Raw genomic sequence first — 22420 nt, forward strand, 5'->3', positions numbered from 1 at the left:
AAGTAACAATAATTACTAAAAAGTTTGCTTAGAAATTATTTTTTTATCAGCAGACAATTTTAGGTAACTTAAAGGAGGATTTATAATGAAAAAGAAAACGTTATTGTTAGCTTTGCTTTTATGCCTTTTTACTTTCACAGCATGTGGCAAAGGCGAAGAAAAAAAAGCTGAAAATGGAAAACCAGCAGCTGAATCTGGTGAAGCTTCACTTGACAAGGACCAATACTACATGGGCCACATTGGTGCAGAACCTGTTACTCTTGATGCTCAAGTAGGACAAGACTCTTATAGTAAAAATATAATTTCAAATGTATATGAACCATTAGTTCAAATTCATGAAGTTGAAGAAAATAAACTTGAAGTTGAACCAGCTGGTGCTGAAAGCTATGATGTATCAGATGATGGTTTAGTTTATACTTTCCACTTAAGAGATTTTGAATGGGAAGATGGCCAAGCTGTTACTGCAGGCGACTATGAATATGGAATCAAAAGAGCAGCTGACCCTGATACTGCTGCACAAGCTGCTTTCTTATTAGACCCTATTAAAAACTTTAAAGCAGTTAATAGTGGTGAAATGGCAGTTGACGAATTAGGAGTTAAAGCTGTTGATGATAAAACTCTAGAAATTACTTTAGAAGCTCCTGCTGAATATTTCATCAAAATTGTTCCTTATAGAGTAATGTACCCACAACGTAAAGATATGGTTGAAAAATATGGTGACTCTTTCGGATCAAGTACTGATGGAATTATAAGTTGTGGACCTTTCAAAGTTACTGATTGGACTCACAACTCTGAAGTAAATTTAGTTAAAAATGATACTTATTGGAATAAAGATAATATCAAATTAGAAAAAATTAATTATAGAATTTTAAACGACATAAATACTGTAGGTAATGCATTTGATGTTGGAGAAATTGACTCAATGTCTACTTCTATTAAGGAATGGACAGACAAACTTGATGACAAAGAAGGTGTCCACTGGTATCCTTTCATAAGACCTACTCTTGATTTTATGACTATTAATACAGAAAATAAACTTATGTCAAATAAAAAAATCCGTCAAGCTATCCAAGTTGGACTTGATAGAGATGGACTTAATAAACAAGTTTACTCTGGTGTAAATACTGACTGTACAGGTTGGGTTCCTCCTACTATAAACTTAGGAGAAAAACCATATTCTGAACAAATTGGTTTCAAACCTTTAGACGATCTTATTGACTCAGTAGATGATCCTAAGGAATTATTTATCGAAGGACTAAAAGAACTTGGCATGGATCCAGATCCATCAAAAGTTACTTTAGAATATAAAGTTTCAAACACAGCTGACTTAAAAGGTGCTAATGAATATATTCAAGCTAATCTAAAAGAAGCTCTTGGAGTAAATGTTGATATCGTTACTCTTGAATGGCCAGTTTTATCAAATGCTATGGATAAAGGAGATTTCCAAATTTCCTACTCTGCATGGTCTACAGATTATGACGATCCTTACGCAATGTTAAGTATGTTCTTAACAGATGCAGGAGTTATAACTACTAACTGGTCAAATCCTGAATATGACAAATTAGTCAAAGAAGCTTCTGAAACAACTGATACAAAAGAAGCTGCTGAAAAATATGGAGAAGCTGAAAAAATATTAATTGAAGAATCTCCTGTTATTCCAATCGCAAATGTAACTCACCACAAATTTAGATATGATTATCTAAAAGGACTTCCGGTATCAGAATTAGACACAACTGGGCTTAGATATGTTTACACTTCAGGTAGAAACTAAATAATTAAAATTAAGGGGGCCTAAGTTGCCCCCATATTACACTAAAAGGAGATGAATGAAGTGTTAAAATATATTGGTAAAAGGTTAATTTATATGATTATTACTTTATTTATAATTACTACAATAACCTTTTATATGATGCACAGCATCCAAGGCGATCCTCTTACTGCAATGGGAAGGACACTGCCAGAACAAACAAGAGAAAATTACAAAAAGAAATATGGTCTAGATAAACCAACTTCTGAACAATATAAAATATTCTTAAAAAATGCAGTTGTAAATCATGATTTAGGATCTTCTTATAAATATCCAGGTAGAGAAGTTACTACAACAATTAAAGAAACTGCTCCTGTATCTGGAAGAATAGGTGGTCAAGCTATGCTTATAGGATTAGTTATAGGTCTTGTACTAGGAATAGTAGCCGCTTTAAATCGTTCTAGATTACCTGACAGTATTATAAGAGTTGTTGCAATACTTGGAATTACAATACCTGTTTTTATAATGGGTGCTCTGTTACAGTACTTTTTTGCTGCCAAACTTAGATGGTTCCCAACTTCCGGTTGGGGTGGTGGAAGTTTTAAAAACACAGTTCTTCCATCAATCGCTATGTGCTTTGGATCAATAGCTACATATGCCAGATATATGAGAAGTAATGTACTAGAAGTTTTAAATCAAGATTATATACTCACAGCACAAGCTAAAGGTGTTTCTAGATTTAACATAATAAGAAAACATGTGCTTAGAAATGCAATTTTACCTGTTATAACAATAATTGGTCCACAAATTGTAGGTATTTTTATAGGTTCTTTCATCATTGAAAATATGTTTAGTATACCGGGACTAGGCTTTTATTTTGTAAGTTCTATTCAAAATAGAGATTATCCTATGATTATTGGAAATACAATTTTCTATGCATTTTTATTCTTAGTAATTCAACTTGTAGTAGACATCGTTTACGGATTAGTAGATCCACGAATTAAATTCACGGAGTAATATTATGGAAAATACAAAACATACTTTAAATAGAGATGACTTTAAAAAAATTTCAAATGAAGAAAAAAATTCCGAATTTATAGGACGTCCAGTGGTAACCTATTGGTCTGATGCGTGGAGAAGATTTAAGAAAAATAAATTAGCTTTATTTTCACTTGCTTTATTAGGTATTATAACTATTCTCGTTATTGTCGGCCCATATATCAATAGTTACGAATTTGACCAAGTTGTTGGTATAAGTAATACTAAGCCTAATTCAGAATTTTGGTTTGGAACTGACGATATTGGACGTGATATATTCACAAGGTTATGGAAAGGTGGACGTGTTTCTATTGTAATAGGAATTGTAGGTGCATTAATAGGAACTATTGTAGGTGGAATTTATGGTGCCATATCCGGTTATTTTGGTGGCAAAGTTGACACCATAATGATGAGAATTGTTGAAATACTATATTCAATTCCCTACTTACTTCTTGTAATCATAATTAGACTTGCAATCAAAGACACAGGTTATGGAGCCTTAATACTAGCTATGACTATCACAGGATGGTGTGGTCTTGCAAGACTTGTTAGAGGTCAAATTCTATCTTTAAAAGAGCAAGACTTTGTCCTTGCAGCTAAAGCTCTTGGTGTTTCAGATAAAGATATTATATTAAAGCATTTGCTACCCAACACTTTAAATGTAATTTTAGTTTCAATTTCTTTTGATGTTCCAGGTTACATTTTTAGTGAAGCATTCTTGAGTTATCTAGGACTTGGAGTACAACCCCCTAATACTTCTTGGGGTGCTATGGCGGCAGCTGCACAAACTAAATTTTTATTTTATCCTTACCAATTATTTTTCCCTGGACTTTTAATCGCAATAACTATGCTATGCTTTACATTAATTGGTGACGGATTAAGGGACGCACTAGATCCAAGTTTAAGAGATTAAGGAGGTAATTATGACTAATATAAACGATGAAAAAAAAGTTTTAGATGTTCAAAATCTCCATGTATCTTTTAACACTTATCTTGGAGAGGTAAAAGCAGTTAGAGGAATTTCTTTCGACCTTAAAGAGAAAGAAACTCTCGCACTTGTTGGAGAAAGTGGATGTGGCAAAACAGTTTGTTCAAAAGCTATTTTACAAATTCTTCCTAAACACACTTCTGAAATAAAAGAAGGTTCTAAAATATTTTTTAATGGCGAAGATGTTTTAAAAATGAAAAAAAATAGACTTAAAGATTATAGAGGATCTGATGTTTCTATGATATTTCAAGATCCTATGACATCATTAAATCCAACAACAAAAATAGGCAAACAAATTACAGAATCCCTTCTTCTTCATACTGACATGAATAAACAAGAAGCCAATGAAGAAGCTATAAAATTATTAGAACTTGTAAATATTCCAAACCCAAAAGAAAGAATTAATCAATACCCCTTTGAACTTTCTGGAGGACTTAGACAACGTGTTATGATTGCCATCGCCCTAGCTTGTAATCCAAAAATTCTACTTGCTGACGAACCTACAACTGCCCTTGATGTTACTGTCCAAGCACAAATACTTGAACTCCTTTCTGAACTAAAGGAAAAGAAAAATACTGCAATAGTATTGGTAACTCATGATCTCGGTGTTGTTGCGGATTTTGCAGACAGGATTCTTATAATGTATGCTGGAGAAGTTATGGAAGAAGGAAAAGTTAGAGAAATATTTAAAACTCCAAATCACCCTTACACTGAAGCACTTTTAAAATCAGTTCCAAGGCTCGACACTGAGTCCAAAGAAGAACTTTATTCTTTGGGAGGAACACCACCTGATTTACTTTTAGAAATAAAAGGATGTCCCTTTGCCGACAGATGCAAGTATGCAATGAAAATTTGTAGAAAACAAAAACCAGAAAAAACTTTAATTTCACCAACGCACAGATCTTATTGTTGGAGAAATCATCCTTACGCAAAAGAAGCTCAAGAAGATTTAGGGGGTGAACTATGAATAATAAAGAAGTTTTGATAAAAGTTGATCATCTTGAAAAGAAATTTAATATTGGAAAAAATAAAAAATTAACGGCAGTGGATAATGTAAGTTTTGATATATATAAAACTGAAACCCTTGGTCTTGTTGGTGAAAGTGGCTGTGGAAAAACAACTTGTGGAAGAACGATCATTGGTCTTCATAAAAAAACTGGCGGAAGTGTTTATTATGATGGAGTCGAAGTTTCTGAAATCAAATCTAAAAAAGATTTAAAAAAATTTAAGAAAAAAGCCCAAATAATTTTTCAAGACCCCTACTCTTCTCTAGATCCACGTATGACTATTGGAGATATAATAGCTGAAGGTATGAGAGTTCACTTCCCCGAAAAAACAGAAAAAGAAATACACAACAAAGTTTCCGAACTTTTAAAGATGGTCGGCCTTAATGCAGAACATGGTGCAAGATTTCCAAGAGAACTATCTGGTGGTCAAAGACAACGTATAGGCATAGCTAGAGCTCTTGCAGTTGAACCTGAATTTATAGTTTGCGATGAACCTATATCTGCACTTGATGTTTCTATACAGGCACAAGTAGTAAATCTACTTATAAAATTGCAGAGAGAATTAGGTCTTACCTATTTATTTATTTCACATGACCTATCAATGGTAAAACACATATCAGATAGAATTGGAGTAATGTATTTAGGATCAATTGTGGAACTTGCTGACAAAGAAAATATATATGAAAATCCACTTCATCCTTATACACAAGCACTTATTTCAGTTATACCAATTCCCGATCCTGATGCTGGAATAAAAAATAGAACTCCACTTAAAGGTGAAATTCCTTCCCCTATCGATTTACCAGTCGGTTGTAAATTTCAATCAAGATGCGAAAAATGTTTTGAAAAATGTCGTAAAATTGAACCTGAATTAAGAGAAGTAAAACCAGGACATTTCGTTGCTTGCCATTTATACGATTAATTTAATTTAGGATCTAAGAAAAGTGACTCTATTACAATATAAGGTCACTTTTTATTTTGTTGAGAAAATAAAGAGATACTACTAGAAAATCTAATAGTATCTAAAATTTATTTATTATATTTTTTCTTTAAAAAATCTTTTGCAACTTGTGGAAATAAAGCATAAGTTAATACATCTTCTTCGCTCTTTGCAAGATCTCCAATTTCTTGTTTGTATTTATCAAGAGCTGGATCAAGATGATTTGCAGGCCTATCCGTAATAACCTCTGCATCTTTTATAATTGATTTTCTAAATTCAGAATCAACTTCAACTGGACTCTTTCCATAGTTTCCCTTTAAATAGTCCTTAATTTCATTTGGAACCATTTTATATCTACTTCCCGTCATGACATTGAAAGAAGCTTGTGTCCCCACCATTTGACTCATTGGTGTAACAAGTGGTGGATAACCCATATCTTTTCTAACATTTGGCACCTCTGCAAGAACTTTATCAAATAAATGCTCTTGTTTTGCTGCAGAAAGTTGAGAATTTAAGTTTGAAAGCATACCACCTGGCACTTGATAAATAAGTCCCTTTGGATCAACTTGCATCATTTTAACTCTCATTGTCCCATTATTTAAATATTTATTTTTAACTTCTTGGAAGTATGGAGCAATTTCATTTAAAATATCTAGATTGAGGTCTACTTTATATCCTGCTTCTCTTAAAATAATGGCAAGAGTTTCCGTTGGCGGTTGACTTGTGCCACCTGAAAATGGTGAAAGAGCCGTATCTAAAATATTTGCGCCCTTTTCAACACCTTTTAAATAAGTCATAGACCCACAACCTGTAGTTTCATGTGTGTGAAGTTCTATTGGAATATCTATTTCTTTTCTCAATGATTTAACTAAATCTCTTGAGCTATAAGGAGTTAAAATACCCGCCATATCTTTTATTGCAATAGAGTCCGCTCCCATATCTTGAATCTTTTTTGCAAGATCAGTAAAATATTTTATTGTATGAACTTTAGAAGTAGTATAACAAATTGCAACTTGTGCTTCTGCCCCAGCTTTTTTAGTAGCTTTAAGCGCTATTTCTACATTTCTCATATCATTAAGTGCATCAAAAATTCTTACAATATCAACACCATTTTTCACAGAAAGCTCTACAAACTTTTCTACTACATCATCTGGATAATTTTTATATCCCAAAAGATTTTGACCTCTTAAAAGCATTTGTGTTTTTGTATTCTTTAAATGAGATTTTATATTTCTAATTCTTTGCCAAGGATCTTCGTCTAAATATCTTATGCAAGAATCAAAAGTAGCCCCTCCCCAACATTCAAGTGCTCTATATCCAACTTTATCAAGTTTATCTAGGGCAGGTTCCATATCTTTATAGGTCATCCTAGTTGCCATAAGTGATTGATGTGCATCTCGAAGAACAGTATCAACAAAATCTATCTTTTTCATAACTCCTCCAGAATATACAAATATTTTATTAATAAATTTATTCCTACTTATTTTAGTATAACATAACTTTTTAAAATTTTTTCATATAAGAAAACTATTTCTGATAAATTATATTTATTCCCTTGTAAAGTATTTTAACTATTTTTTAACTTTACAAATTACCACATTTCTAGTATAATGCTATCGGCTTATAAATTATCGCGGCGAAAATTTATAGGAGTTTGATAAAAATGGCAAAAATGATGGATCCAAAGTTCAAGCAATCAAGAAGACTTGGACTAAATGTATGTGGTCACCCAAAGGCTATGAAAAAAGCTACAAGGGGTACTGCAAGAAGCGATAAAAAACTTACTGAATATGGTAAGCAACTTTTAGAAAAACAAAGACTTAGAGCATATTATGGTGTTCTTGAAAAACAATTTGTTAATCTATTTAAAGAAGCTCAAAGAACTCAAGGCCAAACTGGTCCTAATCTTGTAACATTCCTTGAAAGACGTCTTGATAGCTTATGTTACAGAATGGGCTTTGCATCTTCAATTAGACAAGCTAGACAAATGGTTACTCACGGTCATTTAACTGTAAATGGAAAAAAAGTTAATATTCCATCTTATAGATGTGAAGCTGGTGATGTAATTGCACTTTCTACTAAAGGAAGAAAAGTTGAATTATTTAAAGAAAATTACAACACTAATCTTGTTGTAAATTATCCTTATATCTCTAAGGATGAAGACTTTAAAGCAACTTTAGTTTCTCTACCAAATAGAGAAGATGTTCCAATAGAAATTGAAGACCAATTAATCGTTGAATTTTATTCAAAGAATATGTAATGAAAACGAAAAAGACCCTTTCTGGGGTCTTTTTTTGGTTCTATGTTTTATTATTATACTTCATTTGAAATAGTATTTAAAATATTTAATTCTTCTTTTCTATACCCTAATAAGAAAAGATCACTATATATTCTGTCCATAAGTTTTAAAAATTCATCTTTATTTTTCTTAGAAAAAAATATAATAGTTACATTCAAATTATTCCCTTCTTTAGAATATACTTTGGATTTATTTATTTTTAATTCTTCTCTTAACTTTCTTAAAACATATTCATCTTTTGTATCTAAAAAAGCATAGGATACTTTAAAAGGATTTACAACTTTTAATTCTAACAAAAAATTATCCATAATAAATCACCTCATAAAAAATAAAATCTTTATAATTTACATAAAAAATTTAATTTAAATACTAAAGAAAAATAAGCCGAAGAAATTTATCCATGCGACTTATTTTTTATAAATTTTTTATTTTATAAATTGACTTAAAAATATTATCACAATAACAACTGGTGATATATATTTTATACTTACATTCATCCAAGTTCTAATAAATTTATTTTTTATATTTGCTGCTTCAAATACATTTTCCATTTTCCATGCTCTTGCTGAGAATAGTGCAATTAATAGACATCCAATAACCAAAATATAATTACTTTCTAAATTATCTATAAATGCAAATGCTGGATCGATAAAAATTGAAATAGCTGCTATTATAATTATTATAATATTTGCAAAAATAAGTGCCTTTACTCTTTCAAGTTTAAATCTTTCCATAAATTGCCCTACAATTGCTTCTAATACTCCAACTGACGATGTAAAAGCTGCTATATAAAAACCAAAATAAAATAATACAGACAAAATTCTTCCAAAAGGTACAACATTAAATGCAAGTGGAAGAGTTAAAAATGTAAGTCCTACCCCTTCTCCTGGTGTAAGACCAGTTGCAAAAACTATTGGCAAAATCATAAGTCCTGATAAAATTCCTGCAAATACAAGTGCAATGCAAATTACAGAAGAGTCTTTAAATATATTTTCATTTTTTTCTTTAATATAAGATCCAAATACCATAGATCCCAGCATGGCAAGTCCAAGAGCAAAAAAAGCTTGACCTAGACAAATTATGATTGAATTTAATGAAAATTTAGAAGGGTCTGGTTTAAATAAAAATTCAATTCCATCCTTTGCTCCAGGAAGTCTAAGTCCAAATATTATTATTACAATCATTATTACAAATAAAATCGGAATTAAAATTTTTGAAACCCTTTCTATACCCTTTTGTACTCCTAAAATAATTACAGCATCATTCAATATAAAATTAATTAAGAAAAATAAAAATACAATTGGTTTATTTGCGTTAAAACCATCAAAATAAGCTTGAATCCCTTCACTAGTAAGTCCAATAAAATCACCAGAAAAAGCACCTCCAATATATTTTATAATCCATGCATATATAACTGATGTGTAACCAACAATTATTAGTGCTGCCACTGTGTGAAGATATCCTGCTAGATACCACTTAGTATTAGGCTTTAGAACTTTATAAGCGTCTATCGCAGCATTACCAGTAGCATAACCTATCGTAACTTCACAAGTCATAAGAGGAATTCCTATAACTAAAATAATTAAAATATATAAAAATATAAAAATTGCTCCACCATTTTCTCCAACTACATATGGAAACCTCCATAAAGTTCCTATACCAAGAGCGAGTCCAATGGCAACCATAATAAATCCAATTATCGATGAAAATCCTTCATTTTGTTTTGACATATGTTACCTCCTTTTTTTATATTACTAAAAATATTATCACAAAATTCCTTTTTTTTAAATAGATAAAGTAATCTAATCCTATATTTTATGTTTCTTAAACTTAAATATTTTTAAAAAATACTAATTCAATTCATGATATAATTTATTTAGGTGATAATATGAAAAAAGATATTGAATATGTAAAACTTGTAAGTTCAACTAATAAGCTTATATTTGACGAAGTCTGTGCTTTTTTAGAGGACAATAAAATACCTTATTTTGTAAAAGACGAAGGTGATTTTATGAGAATTATTTCAGGTTTTTCGATTTATGAAAAAGGAATATACGTTTCTGAAAAAGATTTTGAAAGTGCAAATGAACTTTTAGTTTATTTTATGAAAGATAATGAAGATACAGATGGATTAAATTTTGATTAGAAAAATCCCTGATTTTAAATAATCATTAATAAAGATTACTTAAAAGCAGGGATTTATTGTTAATAATATTTTTCGTTTATATAATGGTCTATTATTGATGTCTTCATTTCATCTTCAAAAACACTTTCCTTCTTTAAAATTTCTAAAAGCCAAGGTGCTTTTGAATGAAATATTGCTTCTTTCTTATCTTCCAATACTATCTCGTAAAGTTCATTTCTAAGAGATTTCGATTCACAATTGATAAAATAAGCCCTTACATTTTTAAAATCCTGTATATATAAAATGTCTAAGACCGATTCATCTTTTAAATCATAATATTTATTTGTTAAATTTAAATAATAATTATAATATTTTGAATGTTTTTTCGTATTTTTTACATCTTTAGAAAGAGATCTGTAATATTTCGCCATTACATTATAATATTGATAGTTATACATTCCCTTTTCATAAGAATCCACTTTTATATAGGGCTTTGCATTTCTAATTGCAAAGTAATCAAAATTTTTCTGCAAAAATTCTCTCTTTGAAAGATCTCCATTAGTATATTGCATAATTAAATAAGACCTATGTTCAAAAAAATCTTCAAAAAGTCCTTTCCTTCTTTTAAACTCCACAAGGCACCATTAAATTACACTTAGAAACACTGGGATTATCATTGCAATTACAAGTATAATCGCAATAATTCTAGCAATAAGTTTTCTATCCACAATTAACACCTTATTTATAAGTTACTTCTAAAGAGTGATCTCTTAGGGATTCTGGCATATCTTCTTTTACATAATCAACATTTATATAAATTTCTTTATTTTCAGCATCAGGAATTTTAGAAATTTTATTATAAAGATGTTCTAAATCTTCAACATTAAGTGAAAGTACTTTGTAAATTCCGTCAACATAAATTTTGTGTAGATCATAGTCCATTGCAAGAAGTCCACAAATAAAACCATAAAAGCTATCAATGGAATTTAATCTATATTCAGTTGCATTAATAAGTCTTACATTGTAATCTAAACTAAAAATATGGTCGTCATCAACTTCAACAAAGGCAATATTTCCATCACCATTTTTCATATCTTCATTTGCACTGTCAATTAACCATCTTGTCTTTCCAGCGCCTTTACTTCCTAAAATATACTTTATCATAGTATTTCTCCTTTCACTAGATCACCCTGAGTGTATCCATTTTCTTGCATTTTCATAACTATTTCATCTCTAATTTTCCACCATGAAGTATTCCAATTACAAAAAAGAGAATTTTCATAAGGTGCTCTTCCTATTATTCTTTCTACTATTATATCATCTTTGAGATTTCTTAAAAAGAGTATAACTTTATTCTCATAATCTTTTAAAGAAATTGGTTTTATTTCCTCTTTTTCATACATATCTCCAAGAGCAGTGTCTTTTAAAATATAAAGAGCGTGAATCTTTACTTCATCAATATCAAGAACATTTAAAATCTTCGCACACTCAACAATATCTAAGTTATCGTCCCAAGGAAGGCCTATTATAATGTGAGTGCAGACATTAATATTTCTTTTTTTTAATTTTAAAACTGCATCAATAAATTCCGAAAGGCCATGACCTCTATTTAACTTTTTTAAACTGTGATAATTTGGAGTTTGGAGTCCAATTTCAACTGTCACAAAATATTCTTTACTTAACTCTTCCAAATAATCTAAATGTCTTTGTGGAAGATAGTCTGGTCTTGTAGAAATGCTCACACCAACAACATCTTCTATAAGGGATTCTTCTATCACTTTTTTAAAATCATCAAATTCCATATAAGTATTTGTAAAATTTTGAAAATAAGCAATATATTTATTGGCCTTGTATTTCTTTTTTATATGCTCCTTATTTTGTAAAAGTTGCTCTCTTACACTTCCATTATTATTTTCAAAGCTTCCGCCTTCTTCTCCACAAAAAATACATCCACCAAATCCACAAGTTCCATCTCTATTAGGACAAGTTAAATCAAGTTTAACCGGAAGTTTATAGACTTTTTCACCAAATTTTTCTCTTAAAAAGTCAGAATACTTTCTGTAAATCATCTAGAAAATTATTCTTCATCCCCATCATCAAGAAGCTCTTCAAAAGTTTTTGAAACTTTTTCAAATTCTTCTTCTGATTCGATAATATCAAGTTCAACTTCCTCTTCGTCAATTTCTTTATATTTGTAGATAAATACATCTTCGCCATCTTCTTCATCTTCAGGAAGAAGAGCAATGTATTCCTCATTTTCACATTCAAAAATTCCAAGAACTATGCACACCATTTCACTGTCATCATCAAGTGTAAGTGTAATAGTTTGATAACCTTCTTCTTCATGTTCGTGATCTAATCCACATTCACAATTTTCGTCGTGTTCATGTAATTTTTTTTCTTCGTTATTCATAATTCCTCCAAAATTTATTTTAAATTTTCTAATATTTTAATTAAAAATTCAAATGTCCTTTTTGTAGATGATATTGAAAGATGTTCTCCAGGTGCGTGAACTCCCGCCATATTTGGTCCTATGGAAAGCATATCTATATCACCAATAGTTTCTACAAAAATACCACATTCAAGGCCTGCATGAATTGCTTCTAATTTAAATTCCTTTCCGCTCACTTCCTTGTAAGCTTCTTTTGCAACATCTCTTAAAGGAGAGTTTTCTTTGTATTCCCATGCAGGATATTTTGTAATTATTTCAAAATCTGCACCAAGATTTTTTGTTGCAATTTTATTAATTTCTCCGACATATTCTTTTGCAGAAGAAACAGATGATCTAATATTTGAAATAATATTTACAGAATCTTTAACATTTTCAATTACTCCAACATTTACAGAAGTTTCAACTAAGCCATGTATGTTCTTACTCATGCTTATTACCCCATTTGGAAGTAAATTTAAAAGGTTCACAATATTATTTTTTAATTCATCAGAAAAAGCTTTGTCAAAAGAATCTCTTGATTTTTCAAAATTAAGTCTAACATCAGGATCAACTTTTCCAATTTCTGTGACAAAATCTGAATTTAATTCTACAATTATATCTTGAATTTCTTTTATATCTTCTTCATTTACAGCTATAATAGCTCTTGAATATCTTGGGATAGCATTTGGCTTTGCTCCACCTTCAATTTCTATTAAATCAGCATCAACTTTTTCAAAAATCTTGTAAAGACTTCTACCCAAAAGTTTTATAGCATTTCCAAGTCCAACTTGAATTTCTTGACCAGAATGTCCGCCCTTTAATCCATTTACAATTATCTCATAAAAACTCTTATTTTTATTTAAATTTTTGTAATCTTTTTTTAAAATTATTTTATCTCTTTCTGCACCTGCGCAGGAAATACATCCCACTCCTTCTGTCTCAGAGTCAACATTTAAAAGTCTATTTGAAGTAACCATTCCCTTTCCAAGATTTGCTGCTCCAGTCATTCCACTTTCTTCGTTTACTGTAAAAAGAGCTTCAATTTTTGGATGTTTATATTCATCTGATTCCAAAATTGCAAGAATCATGGCAACAGCAATCCCATTATCTGCACCAAGAGTTGTTTCTTTTGCAATTATATTGTCGCCTTCAATTTCATATTTTATAGGATCCTTTGAAAAATTAATTTGACATTCAGGAGTTTTTTCACAAACCATGTCCATGTGTCCTTGTAAAATTACACTATCCACACTTTCATAGTCTTTTGTTGCTTCTTTAATTATAACAACATTTCCAATCTCATCTGTCTTATATTCTAGATTATGTTCCTTTGCAAAATTAATTAAATACTCTCTAATTTTTTCCTCTTCACAAGAACATCTAGGGATTTTTGTCAATTTATCAAAGTAATAAAAAGTTCTATTCTCTAATAAAGAATTTGTTTCTTTCATTTAAACCTCCTAGGTCTATTATACATAAGTCAGAAGAATATTTATAGTTTAAAAAGTATAATTATCTTTAAATATTTTCAATATCTTTTCTTCACTTGTTGCATCACTTTTTCCTATTTCTAAAAGCACAGAATTAAATTTTTTAATGGACTTGTCTAACAAAAAGTCAGCAGAAGGCTTTTCTCTAAACTCATCAATTACAATTGAAAGTATTTCATTTTCCAGTCTTTCGCAGGATTCTTTGTCTAACTTTTTATCTTCAAAAAGTTTATATAAACAAGAAGTATAATCATATCTTACAAAAATTATAAATTCTGTAAAAATTTCTCCATAGGATTCTTGAGAGATTAACTTTATCATTTTAAATAGAATATTCCATTCTAAATCATTATTTAAAACTTTTCCCAAGATTTCTGTTATTCCCTTTGAGAAAGAGTCATAATATTTTGGATTATTTCTAAAAACTATGTACTCTTCAACATCCATCTCATTCCCAGAAACTGAGTTAATTTTATTTATTAAATCAATAAAATTTTCACCATAACTCAAATCTTTGTTCTTAGAAGATTTCATAAATAAAAAATCAACAACTACATCTGTTATTGTCTTAATATTAATAAATAATCCCAACTCATCGTGAATTTTTCTAGAGAAAACATCATGAAGAATCTTTGAAAGCAATGCTTTTAGTTGACTCTCTGCAGAAATAACTTCAGAAGCATCTTGTTTTTTCACGTGATCATATAGAATCATAAGTTGTTTATCTATCATTTTTAGATTATCATTTATAGAATTCATTATTTCCCTAAAAAATCCTTCTGTAATTATATAATTGTAATTTTTGTAGAGAAGTTTGTGATCAATTTCTCCCCAAAACACATTTACAAAAGACTTTATCTGAAGTTCGAAACAATAAATAAATGATCCAGTATCATACTCTCCATCAAGTTTATACATTGTGAAACCATTTGCAAGAGTTTGAGGCTGAGGATCATCTAGTTTAAGTCTTATCTTTTTATTTTTATTTGACTTATAATATCCTCTTTCAGCCTTTATAGTAAAATCTTCTATAATTTTTTTGTATAAATCTTCTTCATCTTTTATAAAGCGGCACTCAATTCTTATTCCAACAAGATCCTGAATTTGTTTGAACCCGCGAACGGGGTCAGGAAATCTCATAAAAAAATTTCTCCTAATTAATTTTTCCCTTAGAGATTCCTGAGTTTTCATTCTTGTAGTTATATTAGTAAATCTGTCATCATTTTCTAGTAATTCAGAAAAATATTTTTTAAGCTCTTTATTAACTCCGGCAAGTTCTATCTTGTGATAATCAAAAAGATTCATTACATCATCGATGTAATCAAAAAGCTCAAGTTTCATATTTCACCTATACATTCATTTTGACATCATATTTTTCTTTTAATTCTTCAATTTTTTTGTTGTAAAGATCTTGTTCTTTTTGTCTTTTAAGTTGAGAAAAAATCTTGTCTTTTACTTCATCAAATTCTAAATCTCTACCTTCATTTTTTTCATTTATTTTTATAATGTGATAACCAAATTGTGTTTTTACAGGTTCAGTTACAGTTCCAACTTCATTTTCAAAAACTGCATCTTCAAACTCTTTTACCATTTGACCTCTAGTAAAAGTGCCAAGATCTCCACCCTTTTCCTTTGAAGGGCAAGTTGAGTTTTTCTTAGCAAGAGTTTCAAAGTCTTCCCCATCTTTTACTTTTTCATAAATTTCTCTTGCCTTATCTTCTTCACTAACTAAAATATGAGAAGCATTTGCACTTTCTTTTTCTTTAAAAGCTTCTTTATTTTCTTCATAGAATTTTTTTACTTCATCTTCTGTAACATCAACAGTTGCAAGAAGTTTTCCAAGAGCATAATTTTTTAACATACTTTCCTTAGTTTTCTCAACAACTTGTAAAAATTCTTCGTCTTTATCCATTCCTTTAGCAATAGCATCCTCGTATAAAAGAGCTTGATAAATAAGTTCGTTTATAATTTCTTTATTCATATCTTCGCCAGCAAAATATTGTTTTATTTGTGGATTTAGAGAATCTAAAAATAAATTATAATCAACACCTGTGATTTCTTTGCCATTTACTGTCGCTAAAATTTTATCTTTATCCATAACTAATACCTCCATTTATACTTAAATAATTCAAATTTTCTATAACTCATGTTACCATCTCAAAAAAATTTTTTCAACTAATTAACATTAGCCCATATTCTAGCATACATCTCACTACTATCCTCATTTCTGAAGAAAAAATAAAATTCATCCTTTTCTAAATAAACATCAATAACAACTCTATCACCTAAGACTAATTCTTTCATATAATTTATATTTATTTCAGAAAATTTTATTTCAGAGTAAATTTCTGGCAATGATTCAAATAAAAGTTCCGCATAGATACTGTTGTTAACGTGATTATTTATGTCTATATCCCTTTTCATTATTTTGTAATTAGCTTCATTAAGTACTTTCTCATCTTTTTTTAAATTTATTCTTTTTATTTTTTCAAAATATTTTTCTTCCTTTATTCCAAATCTTTCTGCAAAATACTCAGGTATTACAACAGGTTTTCTCTTGTTCAAGTCTATTAACAAAAAAATAGATGAAGCGTATGCAATTTTTTCATCATCTAAATACATTTCAAATTCACGCTCTGCATTTAACCCTTTAAATCCACTTGCCCAAGTTTTCACTTTTATTTTGTCAAAGACTTTTGGATATTTTAAAATCTTTATTCTCCACTTATAAATCATCCATGTATAATTATTTTCCATTAACTCCCTACTTGAAAGCCCAACTGAAAGTGAATGCAAATTAGAAGTTTCAATAAAATAATTAATTATATTTTTTAAAGTCAGTTCCCCATTCTTACATAGAAAATCGTAAACTGTAAATTCTTTTTCGTAAATCATAATACCTCCAAATTTAATTTTATCATAAAAAGTTTAATTTGATTTTTATAAAAAATTTTACATAAATATCATGTCTTTCAAAAAGTTTACTTTAAATTACCATTATGATAAAATCACTTAAAGAGATAAAAATTATTTAAGCGCCTGAGCCCAAGTGGCTGACGAGGTATAGAGTCATCGAATTTCGGCGGATGCTCTAGAGGTTTCACAGCCTAAGCATTTTACAAAAAGTAAAAGAAATTTTACAACAAAATAAATGCAGTGAATCTCTAATAAATTTGGAGGTAGAAATATGTGCGGAATAGTAGGCTATATTGGAAAAAATAACGCACCTAAATTGGTGCTAGAAGGTTTAAAAAAATTAGAATATAGAGGTTACGACTCTGCGGGACTTTCCTTTGTAAGTGAGAATAAATTAAAAACTTTTAAAAAGAAGGGACGCATAAAAAATTTAGAAGATTCCTTTAATTTAGATGATTTTCATTCTAATATTTGCATTGGCCACACTAGATGGGCAACTCATGGAGAACCAAGTGAAATAAATGCTCATCCTCATTTATCAAGTGACGGAAAAATTTCTGTTGTTCACAATGGAATAATTGAAAATTATCTTGAACTTAGAAACAATTTAATTGACAAAGGATACAATTTTCTTTCACAAACTGATACAGAGGTAATACCAAATGTAATTTCTTATAATTACGATGAAGATATTTTAGAAGCTGTCTTTAAATCCACAAAAGTTTTAAGAGGAGCATACAGTCTTGGAATAATTGACGAAAATGAACCCAATAGGCTAATTGCTGTTAGAAATTCTTCTCCTCTTCTCTTTGCAATTTGTGAAGATGGTTATTTCATTGCAAGCGACATAACTTCTGTAATCGAACACACAAATAAAGTTATTTATTTAGAAGATGGCGATACTTTAGATATGAGATTGAATTCTTACACAATATATGATAAAAATCACAAAAAAGTAGAAAGAGAAGTAACTGAAGTTAAAATTTCTCCCGATGCTGCTTCAAAGGAAGATTACGATCATTTTTTAATTAAAGAAATTCACGAACAACCTCGTGTTTTAAAAGATGTTATTTCCATTAAACATAAAGATTATAAAGTCGATCTTCCATCTGAAGGAAGTTTTTCACTTGAAGAATTAAAAGACATAAATAAAATATATGTAACTGCCTGTGGAACTGCTTTTCATGCTGGAGAAGCTGGCAAATTTGCAATTGAAAAACTTGCAAAAATTCCTGTAATTTCTGAAATTGCATCGGAGTTTAGATATAAGAATATGTTTTTAGATGACAAATCTCTAGTTATTTTTGTATCTCAATCTGGTGAAACAGCAGACACATTAGCTGCACTTAAAGAAGCAAAACGCTGTGGAGCAAAAACTCTTGCAGTTACAAATGTTGTTGGCTCAACTATTTCTAGAGAAGCAGACAAGGTAATCTATTGTTATGCAGGTCCAGAAATTTCTGTTGCATCAACTAAGGCTTACACAACTCAAATTATTTCACTTTACTTCTTGGCAATGGACATCGCTCTTAAATTAAATAAAATTTCAGAAAATGAAGTAAAAGAAATCATTGAAAATATGGAAAAAATTCCTTCACAAATAGAAGAAATTTTAAAACATAAAGATGAATTTGAAAATATTGCATATTCAATTAAAGATGCCAAATCAATTTTTTACACAGGTAGATCACTTGATTTTATAACAGCAAAAGAAGGAGCTTTGAAGTTAAAAGAAATTTCTTATATTCACACTGAAGCCTTCCCTTCTGGTGAATTAAAACACGGATCAATTGCCCTCATAGAAGAAGGTACACCTGTTGTTTCTGTTGCTACTCAAGAATCCATTCTAGAAAAGACTATTTCAAACAATCAGGAACTAATTGCTAGGGGTGCAATAGTTATTTCAATAACAGAAGAAAAAAATAAATTTGTAAATGATTCTTGCGATGTTGTAATTGAAATACCAAACACAATTGATCTTTTGACTCCACTTCTTGCCGTAATACCTGAGCAATTACTTGCTTATTACTCTTCAGTTCTTTTAGGAAATGATGTAGACAAACCTAGAAATCTAGCAAAATCAGTAACTGTTGAATAATGAATTTAAAGCTGCCTATGGGCGGCTTTTTTGTTTTTATCAAAAATTTTTAGGGTATATATTTTTTAAATGGAGTTGAATTTTAAATGACTGAATACATATATTTGACAATATCTTTTGTAGCACTTTATTTTTCCTATTTGTTCACACTAATAGAAAATGCCTACCTGACTCTTAGCCCTGCTAAAATTTCTAAACTTGAAGATTTAGAAATAGAAAATCTATCTATAATAAAAAAACTTGTGGAAAAAGAAAATATTTTTTCTTCAATGCTTATTCTAGATTATTTTTGTAATTCTTTAGTTGTAATTTTTATGTCATTATTTTTCTTTAATAAGTGGAATTACCTTGGAATAATTATTGGAATAATAATTTCAACAATTATAGTAATACTTTTTGGAGAAAGTTTGCCACGAACTTTAGGAAAAAATAATTATGAAAAAATTGTGCCAAAATATGCAAAATTTTTACAATTTCTTATTATCTTTATAAGACCTCTTTCAATGTTTATAACTTTTTTATCTCAAAATATAATTAAAATTGCAACAAAAGAAAAAACTTACAAAGATTCAATCATAACAGAAGATGATTTAATAGACGCAATGGATCTTGGAATTGAAGAAGGGATAATAAATAAAAATGAGTCTATAATGATTCAAAATGTTATTGGATTTAAGGACAATTATGCAAAGGACATAATGACTCCACGAACTGACATAATTGCCATTGATATAGAAGACGATTATGCTGAGATTTTTGAAAAAATTTCTGAATATTCTTATTCACGAATGCCCGTATATGAAGACAGCTTAGATAATATAATTGGAATTTTAAATGTGAAAGATATTTTCCGCATGGACAAATCCAAAACTTTATCAGAAAATAAAGATTATTTTAAAAAACCTTTTTTCACTTTTCAATACAAACCCACAGGTAAACTTTTCAATGAAATGAGGCAAAATAAACTTTCTGTTGCAATTGTAACTGACGAATACGGGGGAACAGAAGGCATGATAACTTTTGAAGACATTATCGAAAAAATTGTTGGACAAATCTCTGACGAATATGACACCGAAGAAGATCAAGACATTGTAAAAGTTGCACAAGACAAATATTTAATTGACGGATCTGTAAATATTGACGAAATAAATATAAGACTTGGGACTGAACTTAAGTGTCATGAATTTGATTCTGTTGGAGGATTTATAATTGAAAAGTTAGACAGATTTCCCAAACCAAATGAAGTTATAGAAATTGATAATCTAAAATTTACTATAATGAAAAGTAAAAAAAATAGAATAGAAAAGATCCTTTTAGAACTTCAAAATAAATAAAAAAATCCCTATTAATTCTTCTGTCAAAGTTTTAATAGGAATTTTTAATAAGCACAAGTTTATAAAAAAATAGAGTAAGCAAAAACTCACTCCATTTAAATTATTACATTCCACTAACTATTTTACCAAAGAAAGATAAGAAAAGTGGATTATAAATATCATCAATTATTACTGCAAAAGATGGATACAATACCCAAGCTATATTGTTATAACCATAAGTGTCCATTACAGCTTTTGTATTTGCAACTGCATTTGGTCCAGAGCCACAACCCCAACCGCAGTTTCCAGCTGCCATTACAGCTGCGCCATAATTTCTTCCAAATAAATTATAAGAAACTAGAATTGTAAATAGTGCAATTAAAATTGCTTGAGTTAACAAAACTATTCCCATTTGTCCTAAATGGCTTAAAAGTTTTGTTATATCTATTGTCATTAAAACTAGTGCAAGATAAAGTTCCAAAAACATATGCTCAATTGCACTTATTTCTGCTACATAAGTATCCTTTCCTCTTTTTTCAATAATATTTCTTGCAATTGCTCCAGCAAATAAACATCCTATAAACTTAGGCATTTCAATTCCAGGGATACTATCAAGTAAGAAATATATAGGCATTCCTAATGCTGAAACTAAAAGAACCATTGCAAAAGCAACAATCATTCTCCCGTCATTTAATGCATGAACTTCATTTTTAAGTTCAGATTCTGGTCTATCATTTGGATCAGCTTTTAAATTATTTTTTCTAATTAAAAATGCTGCAACAGGTCCACCAATTAATGATCCCATAATATTTCCCATAGTTCCTGCTGCAACACCTATTTCCGTTATTCCTTCAGGTGCTCCCCATTTTTCAAAAATAGGTCCAAAGGCAGATGCTGTTCCAACCCCACCAGACATTGCTGCTGAAGAACATTGGAGTGCAAATAATGGATGCATTCCTATTGCCCTTCCAACTAAAACGCCAACAATATCTTGTAAAGTAATCAATAAACAAGCTGCAAAAGCTATGTTAAAAATAAGTTTTCCACCAGCTTTTTTAAATAAAGATGCGGAAAACCCATATCCAACTGTCAAGAAAAATACATTTTGTGCAAGATCTTTCGTAATCTTTGCATCAAAACTAAAGGCTATAAGTCCTGATAATTTTATTATTGCAATAATTACAGAAAATATAAGTCCTGAAACAACTGGTGCAGGTATTGCATACTTTTTAAGAGCAGCTGAGTGACTTACGCACCATCTTCCTGCAAAAATTATCAAAGCTGCTATCCCAAGAGTACACAAATACTCAAACTCAAATGATGCAACTCCTCCATTTTCGCCAGGAGTGTAAGTTCCAAAATAATTTAGTACACTTTCTAGTGTCATAAAAAACCCCCTTAATATAATTAGACATAACTTCATATTATAATTATAAGTATCGTCTTTATTTACATTATAGCACAGATAATATTATTGTATAAAAACTTTTCTTTAATGAATTACTTTTTTACTTAATTAATAATTATTACATTATTTGCATCTGAAATTTTTCGATGTGGAATTAAATAATAGAAAAATTCCCTAATCTAAATATTAGGGAACATCTTACAAAATTCTTCAATTTTAAACTTCTACTACTTGAATATTTGAATCTTTCCAACTTGCATCTTTGCCGAGTCTTTCCACAATATCTATCAAAGTTTCATCATCTTCTTGATCTTCTGAAATAGGAATAACTCTCATATCGTAGTTGTGGGGTATACTTTCCACCTCATTTCCAAGATCAACTTTTAACATTACTCTGTTTTTTAAATTTTTAAGTTCGTCGCTGTCTTCTACTTTTATGTACTTTCCATCTCTTCTAGTGTAGAAAAAAATATCTTCGCCATATTTTTCCCTATAATAAATCATATAAGTCTCACAAGAAAATTGAAAACTTCCAAGTGGACTAATGTCAAAAATTACTTTTTTCATTAACTCACCTTGAAAGTATTATAACATAATTATTTAATTTTATATACAAATTA

22 protein-coding genes are annotated in these 22420 nt (G+C 29.6%); 9 read left to right on the forward strand and 13 right to left on the reverse strand.

All coding sequences use genetic code 11. The features are described from left to right. Positions 1-85: 85 nt before the first annotated feature. From RH95_RS05125 to RH95_RS05145, 5 genes are read left to right on the forward strand one after another with little or no spacing between them, the layout of a single operon-like run. The gene (locus RH95_RS05125; protein ID WP_010245438.1) at positions 86-1771 is read left to right on the forward strand and encodes a peptide ABC transporter substrate-binding protein; all 1686 of its coding nucleotides are present in this window, start codon (positions 86-88) and stop codon (positions 1769-1771) included. 51 nt (positions 1772-1822) lie between these two features. Next, positions 1823-2764: an ABC transporter permease gene (locus RH95_RS05130; protein ID WP_234346990.1), complete on the forward strand. Its 942-nt coding sequence runs from the start codon at positions 1823-1825 to the stop codon at positions 2762-2764. Between the two features lie 4 nt (positions 2765-2768). Further along, complete coding sequence (locus RH95_RS05135; protein WP_010245443.1) at positions 2769-3698, forward strand: ABC transporter permease; 930 nt, start codon at positions 2769-2771, stop codon at positions 3696-3698. A gap of 10 nt (positions 3699-3708) precedes the next feature. After that, positions 3709-4740, forward strand: a complete 1032-nt coding sequence (locus tag RH95_RS05140) for an ABC transporter ATP-binding protein (RefSeq protein WP_010245446.1) — start codon at positions 3709-3711, stop codon at positions 4738-4740. After that, complete coding sequence (locus RH95_RS05145) at positions 4737-5702, forward strand: ABC transporter ATP-binding protein (protein ID WP_010245449.1); 966 nt, start codon at positions 4737-4739, stop codon at positions 5700-5702. The genes RH95_RS05140 and RH95_RS05145 overlap by 4 nt, the downstream gene beginning before the upstream one ends. Before the next feature lie 107 nt (positions 5703-5809). Here the strand turns inward: RH95_RS05145 and RH95_RS05150 are convergent, their stop codons facing one another. Further along, a complete protein-coding gene (locus RH95_RS05150) occupies positions 5810-7153 on the reverse strand; it encodes an oxaloacetate decarboxylase subunit alpha (protein WP_010245452.1) in 1344 nt (447 codons plus the stop codon). A 230-nt stretch (positions 7154-7383) separates the two neighbouring features. Here RH95_RS05150 and rpsD point away from each other — a divergent pair, with 230 nt between their 5' ends. Then, positions 7384-7980 carry a 30S ribosomal protein S4 gene (gene rpsD / locus RH95_RS05155; RefSeq protein ID WP_010245455.1) on the forward strand — a complete coding sequence of 199 codons (597 nt, stop codon included), beginning with the start codon at positions 7384-7386 and terminating at the stop codon, positions 7978-7980. Between the two features lie 53 nt (positions 7981-8033). Here rpsD and RH95_RS05160 read toward each other — a convergent pair whose 3' ends face one another. Then, the gene (locus tag RH95_RS05160; RefSeq protein ID WP_010245459.1) at positions 8034-8327 is read right to left on the reverse strand and encodes a hypothetical protein; all 294 of its coding nucleotides are present in this window, start codon (positions 8325-8327) and stop codon (positions 8034-8036) included. Between the two features lie 117 nt (positions 8328-8444). After that, positions 8445-9749 carry a sodium-dependent transporter gene (locus tag RH95_RS05165; RefSeq protein WP_010245462.1) on the reverse strand — a complete coding sequence of 435 codons (1305 nt, stop codon included), beginning with the start codon at positions 9747-9749 and terminating at the stop codon, positions 8445-8447. Between the two features lie 158 nt (positions 9750-9907). Here RH95_RS05165 and RH95_RS05170 point away from each other — a divergent pair, with 158 nt between their 5' ends. After that, positions 9908-10165: a putative signal transducing protein gene (locus tag RH95_RS05170; protein WP_010245465.1), complete on the forward strand. Its 258-nt coding sequence runs from the start codon at positions 9908-9910 to the stop codon at positions 10163-10165. Between the two features lie 59 nt (positions 10166-10224). Here the strand turns inward: RH95_RS05170 and RH95_RS05175 are convergent, their stop codons facing one another. The 8 genes from RH95_RS05175 to RH95_RS05210 all read right to left on the reverse strand — a co-directional run bounded on the left by RH95_RS05175 (position 10225) and on the right by RH95_RS05210 (position 16960). Further along, complete coding sequence (locus RH95_RS05175) at positions 10225-10779, reverse strand: DUF6648 family protein (RefSeq protein WP_010245466.1); 555 nt, start codon at positions 10777-10779, stop codon at positions 10225-10227. A 103-nt stretch (positions 10780-10882) separates the two neighbouring features. Beyond that, positions 10883-11308, reverse strand: coding sequence for a hypothetical protein (locus RH95_RS05180; protein WP_010245470.1), 426 nt, complete (start codon positions 11306-11308; stop codon positions 10883-10885). Beyond that, complete coding sequence (gene mnmL, locus RH95_RS05185; protein ID WP_010245472.1) at positions 11305-12213, reverse strand: tRNA modification radical SAM protein MnmL/YtqA; 909 nt, start codon at positions 12211-12213, stop codon at positions 11305-11307. Before mnmL ends, RH95_RS05180 begins: the two co-directional genes overlap by 4 nt. An 8-nt stretch (positions 12214-12221) precedes the next feature. Beyond that, entirely contained in the window at positions 12222-12557 is a 336-nt protein-coding gene (locus tag RH95_RS05190; RefSeq protein WP_010245475.1) for a DUF1292 domain-containing protein, read from the reverse strand. A 14-nt stretch (positions 12558-12571) separates the two neighbouring features. After that, the gene (pepD, locus tag RH95_RS05195; protein ID WP_010245478.1) at positions 12572-14026 is read right to left on the reverse strand and encodes a beta-Ala-His dipeptidase; all 1455 of its coding nucleotides are present in this window, start codon (positions 14024-14026) and stop codon (positions 12572-12574) included. Positions 14027-14074: 48 nt separating this feature from the next. Then, positions 14075-15406 (reverse strand): GTP pyrophosphokinase, encoded by a 1332-nt coding sequence (locus RH95_RS05200; RefSeq protein WP_010245481.1) that lies wholly within the window; start codon positions 15404-15406, stop codon positions 14075-14077. Between the two features lie 7 nt (positions 15407-15413). Continuing rightward, entirely contained in the window at positions 15414-16163 is a 750-nt protein-coding gene (locus tag RH95_RS05205) for a peptidylprolyl isomerase (RefSeq protein WP_010245484.1), read from the reverse strand. Positions 16164-16240: 77 nt separating this feature from the next. Then, positions 16241-16960: an acyl-[acyl-carrier-protein] thioesterase gene (locus RH95_RS05210; RefSeq protein ID WP_010245487.1), complete on the reverse strand. Its 720-nt coding sequence runs from the start codon at positions 16958-16960 to the stop codon at positions 16241-16243. 292 nt (positions 16961-17252) lie between these two features. Between RH95_RS05210 and glmS the strand changes: the two genes are divergently transcribed. Continuing rightward, positions 17253-19079, forward strand: a complete 1827-nt coding sequence (gene glmS / locus RH95_RS05215) for a glutamine--fructose-6-phosphate transaminase (isomerizing) (RefSeq protein ID WP_010245490.1) — start codon at positions 17253-17255, stop codon at positions 19077-19079. Between the two features lie 86 nt (positions 19080-19165). Then, positions 19166-20413 (forward strand): hemolysin family protein, encoded by a 1248-nt coding sequence (locus RH95_RS05220; RefSeq protein ID WP_010245492.1) that lies wholly within the window; start codon positions 19166-19168, stop codon positions 20411-20413. A 103-nt stretch (positions 20414-20516) separates the two neighbouring features. Here the strand turns inward: RH95_RS05220 and RH95_RS05225 are convergent, their stop codons facing one another. Further along, a complete protein-coding gene (locus RH95_RS05225) occupies positions 20517-21779 on the reverse strand; it encodes a sodium/glutamate symporter (RefSeq protein ID WP_010245494.1) in 1263 nt (420 codons plus the stop codon). A 237-nt stretch (positions 21780-22016) separates the two neighbouring features. Continuing rightward, positions 22017-22367, reverse strand: a complete 351-nt coding sequence (locus RH95_RS05230; RefSeq protein WP_010245497.1) for a hypothetical protein — start codon at positions 22365-22367, stop codon at positions 22017-22019. Between the last annotated feature and the right edge of the window lie 53 nt (positions 22368-22420).

Source organism: Peptoniphilus rhinitidis 1-13, from assembly GCF_000246925.1.
GTDB classification, from domain to species: domain Bacteria; phylum Bacillota; class Clostridia; order Tissierellales; family Peptoniphilaceae; genus Peptoniphilus_A; species Peptoniphilus_A lacydonensis.

What these genes read in the sequence shown, in the direction of transcription:
- RH95_RS05125 (WP_010245438.1), top strand. Translation starts at nt 86, where the DNA reads ATGAAAAAGAAAACGTTATTGTTAGCTTTGCTTTTATGCCTTTTTACT.
- RH95_RS05130 (WP_234346990.1), top strand. Translation starts at nt 1,823, where the DNA reads ATGAATGAAGTGTTAAAATATATTGGTAAAAGGTTAATTTATATGATT.
- RH95_RS05135 (WP_010245443.1), top strand. Translation starts at nt 2,769, where the DNA reads ATGGAAAATACAAAACATACTTTAAATAGAGATGACTTTAAAAAAATT.
- RH95_RS05140 (WP_010245446.1), top strand. Translation starts at nt 3,709, where the DNA reads ATGACTAATATAAACGATGAAAAAAAAGTTTTAGATGTTCAAAATCTC.
- RH95_RS05145 (WP_010245449.1), top strand. Translation starts at nt 4,737, where the DNA reads ATGAATAATAAAGAAGTTTTGATAAAAGTTGATCATCTTGAAAAGAAA.
- RH95_RS05150 (WP_010245452.1), bottom strand. Translation starts at nt 7,153, where the DNA reads ATGAAAAAGATAGATTTTGTTGATACTGTTCTTCGAGATGCACATCAA.
- rpsD (WP_010245455.1), top strand. Translation starts at nt 7,384, where the DNA reads ATGGCAAAAATGATGGATCCAAAGTTCAAGCAATCAAGAAGACTTGGA.
- RH95_RS05160 (WP_010245459.1), bottom strand. Translation starts at nt 8,327, where the DNA reads ATGGATAATTTTTTGTTAGAATTAAAAGTTGTAAATCCTTTTAAAGTA.
- RH95_RS05165 (WP_010245462.1), bottom strand. Translation starts at nt 9,749, where the DNA reads ATGTCAAAACAAAATGAAGGATTTTCATCGATAATTGGATTTATTATG.
- RH95_RS05170 (WP_010245465.1), top strand. Translation starts at nt 9,908, where the DNA reads ATGAAAAAAGATATTGAATATGTAAAACTTGTAAGTTCAACTAATAAG.
- RH95_RS05180 (WP_010245470.1), bottom strand. Translation starts at nt 11,308, where the DNA reads ATGATAAAGTATATTTTAGGAAGTAAAGGCGCTGGAAAGACAAGATGG.
- mnmL (WP_010245472.1), bottom strand. Translation starts at nt 12,213, where the DNA reads ATGATTTACAGAAAGTATTCTGACTTTTTAAGAGAAAAATTTGGTGAA.
- RH95_RS05190 (WP_010245475.1), bottom strand. Translation starts at nt 12,557, where the DNA reads ATGAATAACGAAGAAAAAAAATTACATGAACACGACGAAAATTGTGAA.
- pepD (WP_010245478.1), bottom strand. Translation starts at nt 14,026, where the DNA reads ATGAAAGAAACAAATTCTTTATTAGAGAATAGAACTTTTTATTACTTT.
- RH95_RS05200 (WP_010245481.1), bottom strand. Translation starts at nt 15,406, where the DNA reads ATGAAACTTGAGCTTTTTGATTACATCGATGATGTAATGAATCTTTTT.
- RH95_RS05205 (WP_010245484.1), bottom strand. Translation starts at nt 16,163, where the DNA reads ATGGATAAAGATAAAATTTTAGCGACAGTAAATGGCAAAGAAATCACA.
- RH95_RS05210 (WP_010245487.1), bottom strand. Translation starts at nt 16,960, where the DNA reads ATGATTTACGAAAAAGAATTTACAGTTTACGATTTTCTATGTAAGAAT.
- glmS (WP_010245490.1), top strand. Translation starts at nt 17,253, where the DNA reads ATGTGCGGAATAGTAGGCTATATTGGAAAAAATAACGCACCTAAATTG.
- RH95_RS05220 (WP_010245492.1), top strand. Translation starts at nt 19,166, where the DNA reads ATGACTGAATACATATATTTGACAATATCTTTTGTAGCACTTTATTTT.
- RH95_RS05225 (WP_010245494.1), bottom strand. Translation starts at nt 21,779, where the DNA reads ATGACACTAGAAAGTGTACTAAATTATTTTGGAACTTACACTCCTGGC.
- RH95_RS05230 (WP_010245497.1), bottom strand. Translation starts at nt 22,367, where the DNA reads ATGAAAAAAGTAATTTTTGACATTAGTCCACTTGGAAGTTTTCAATTT.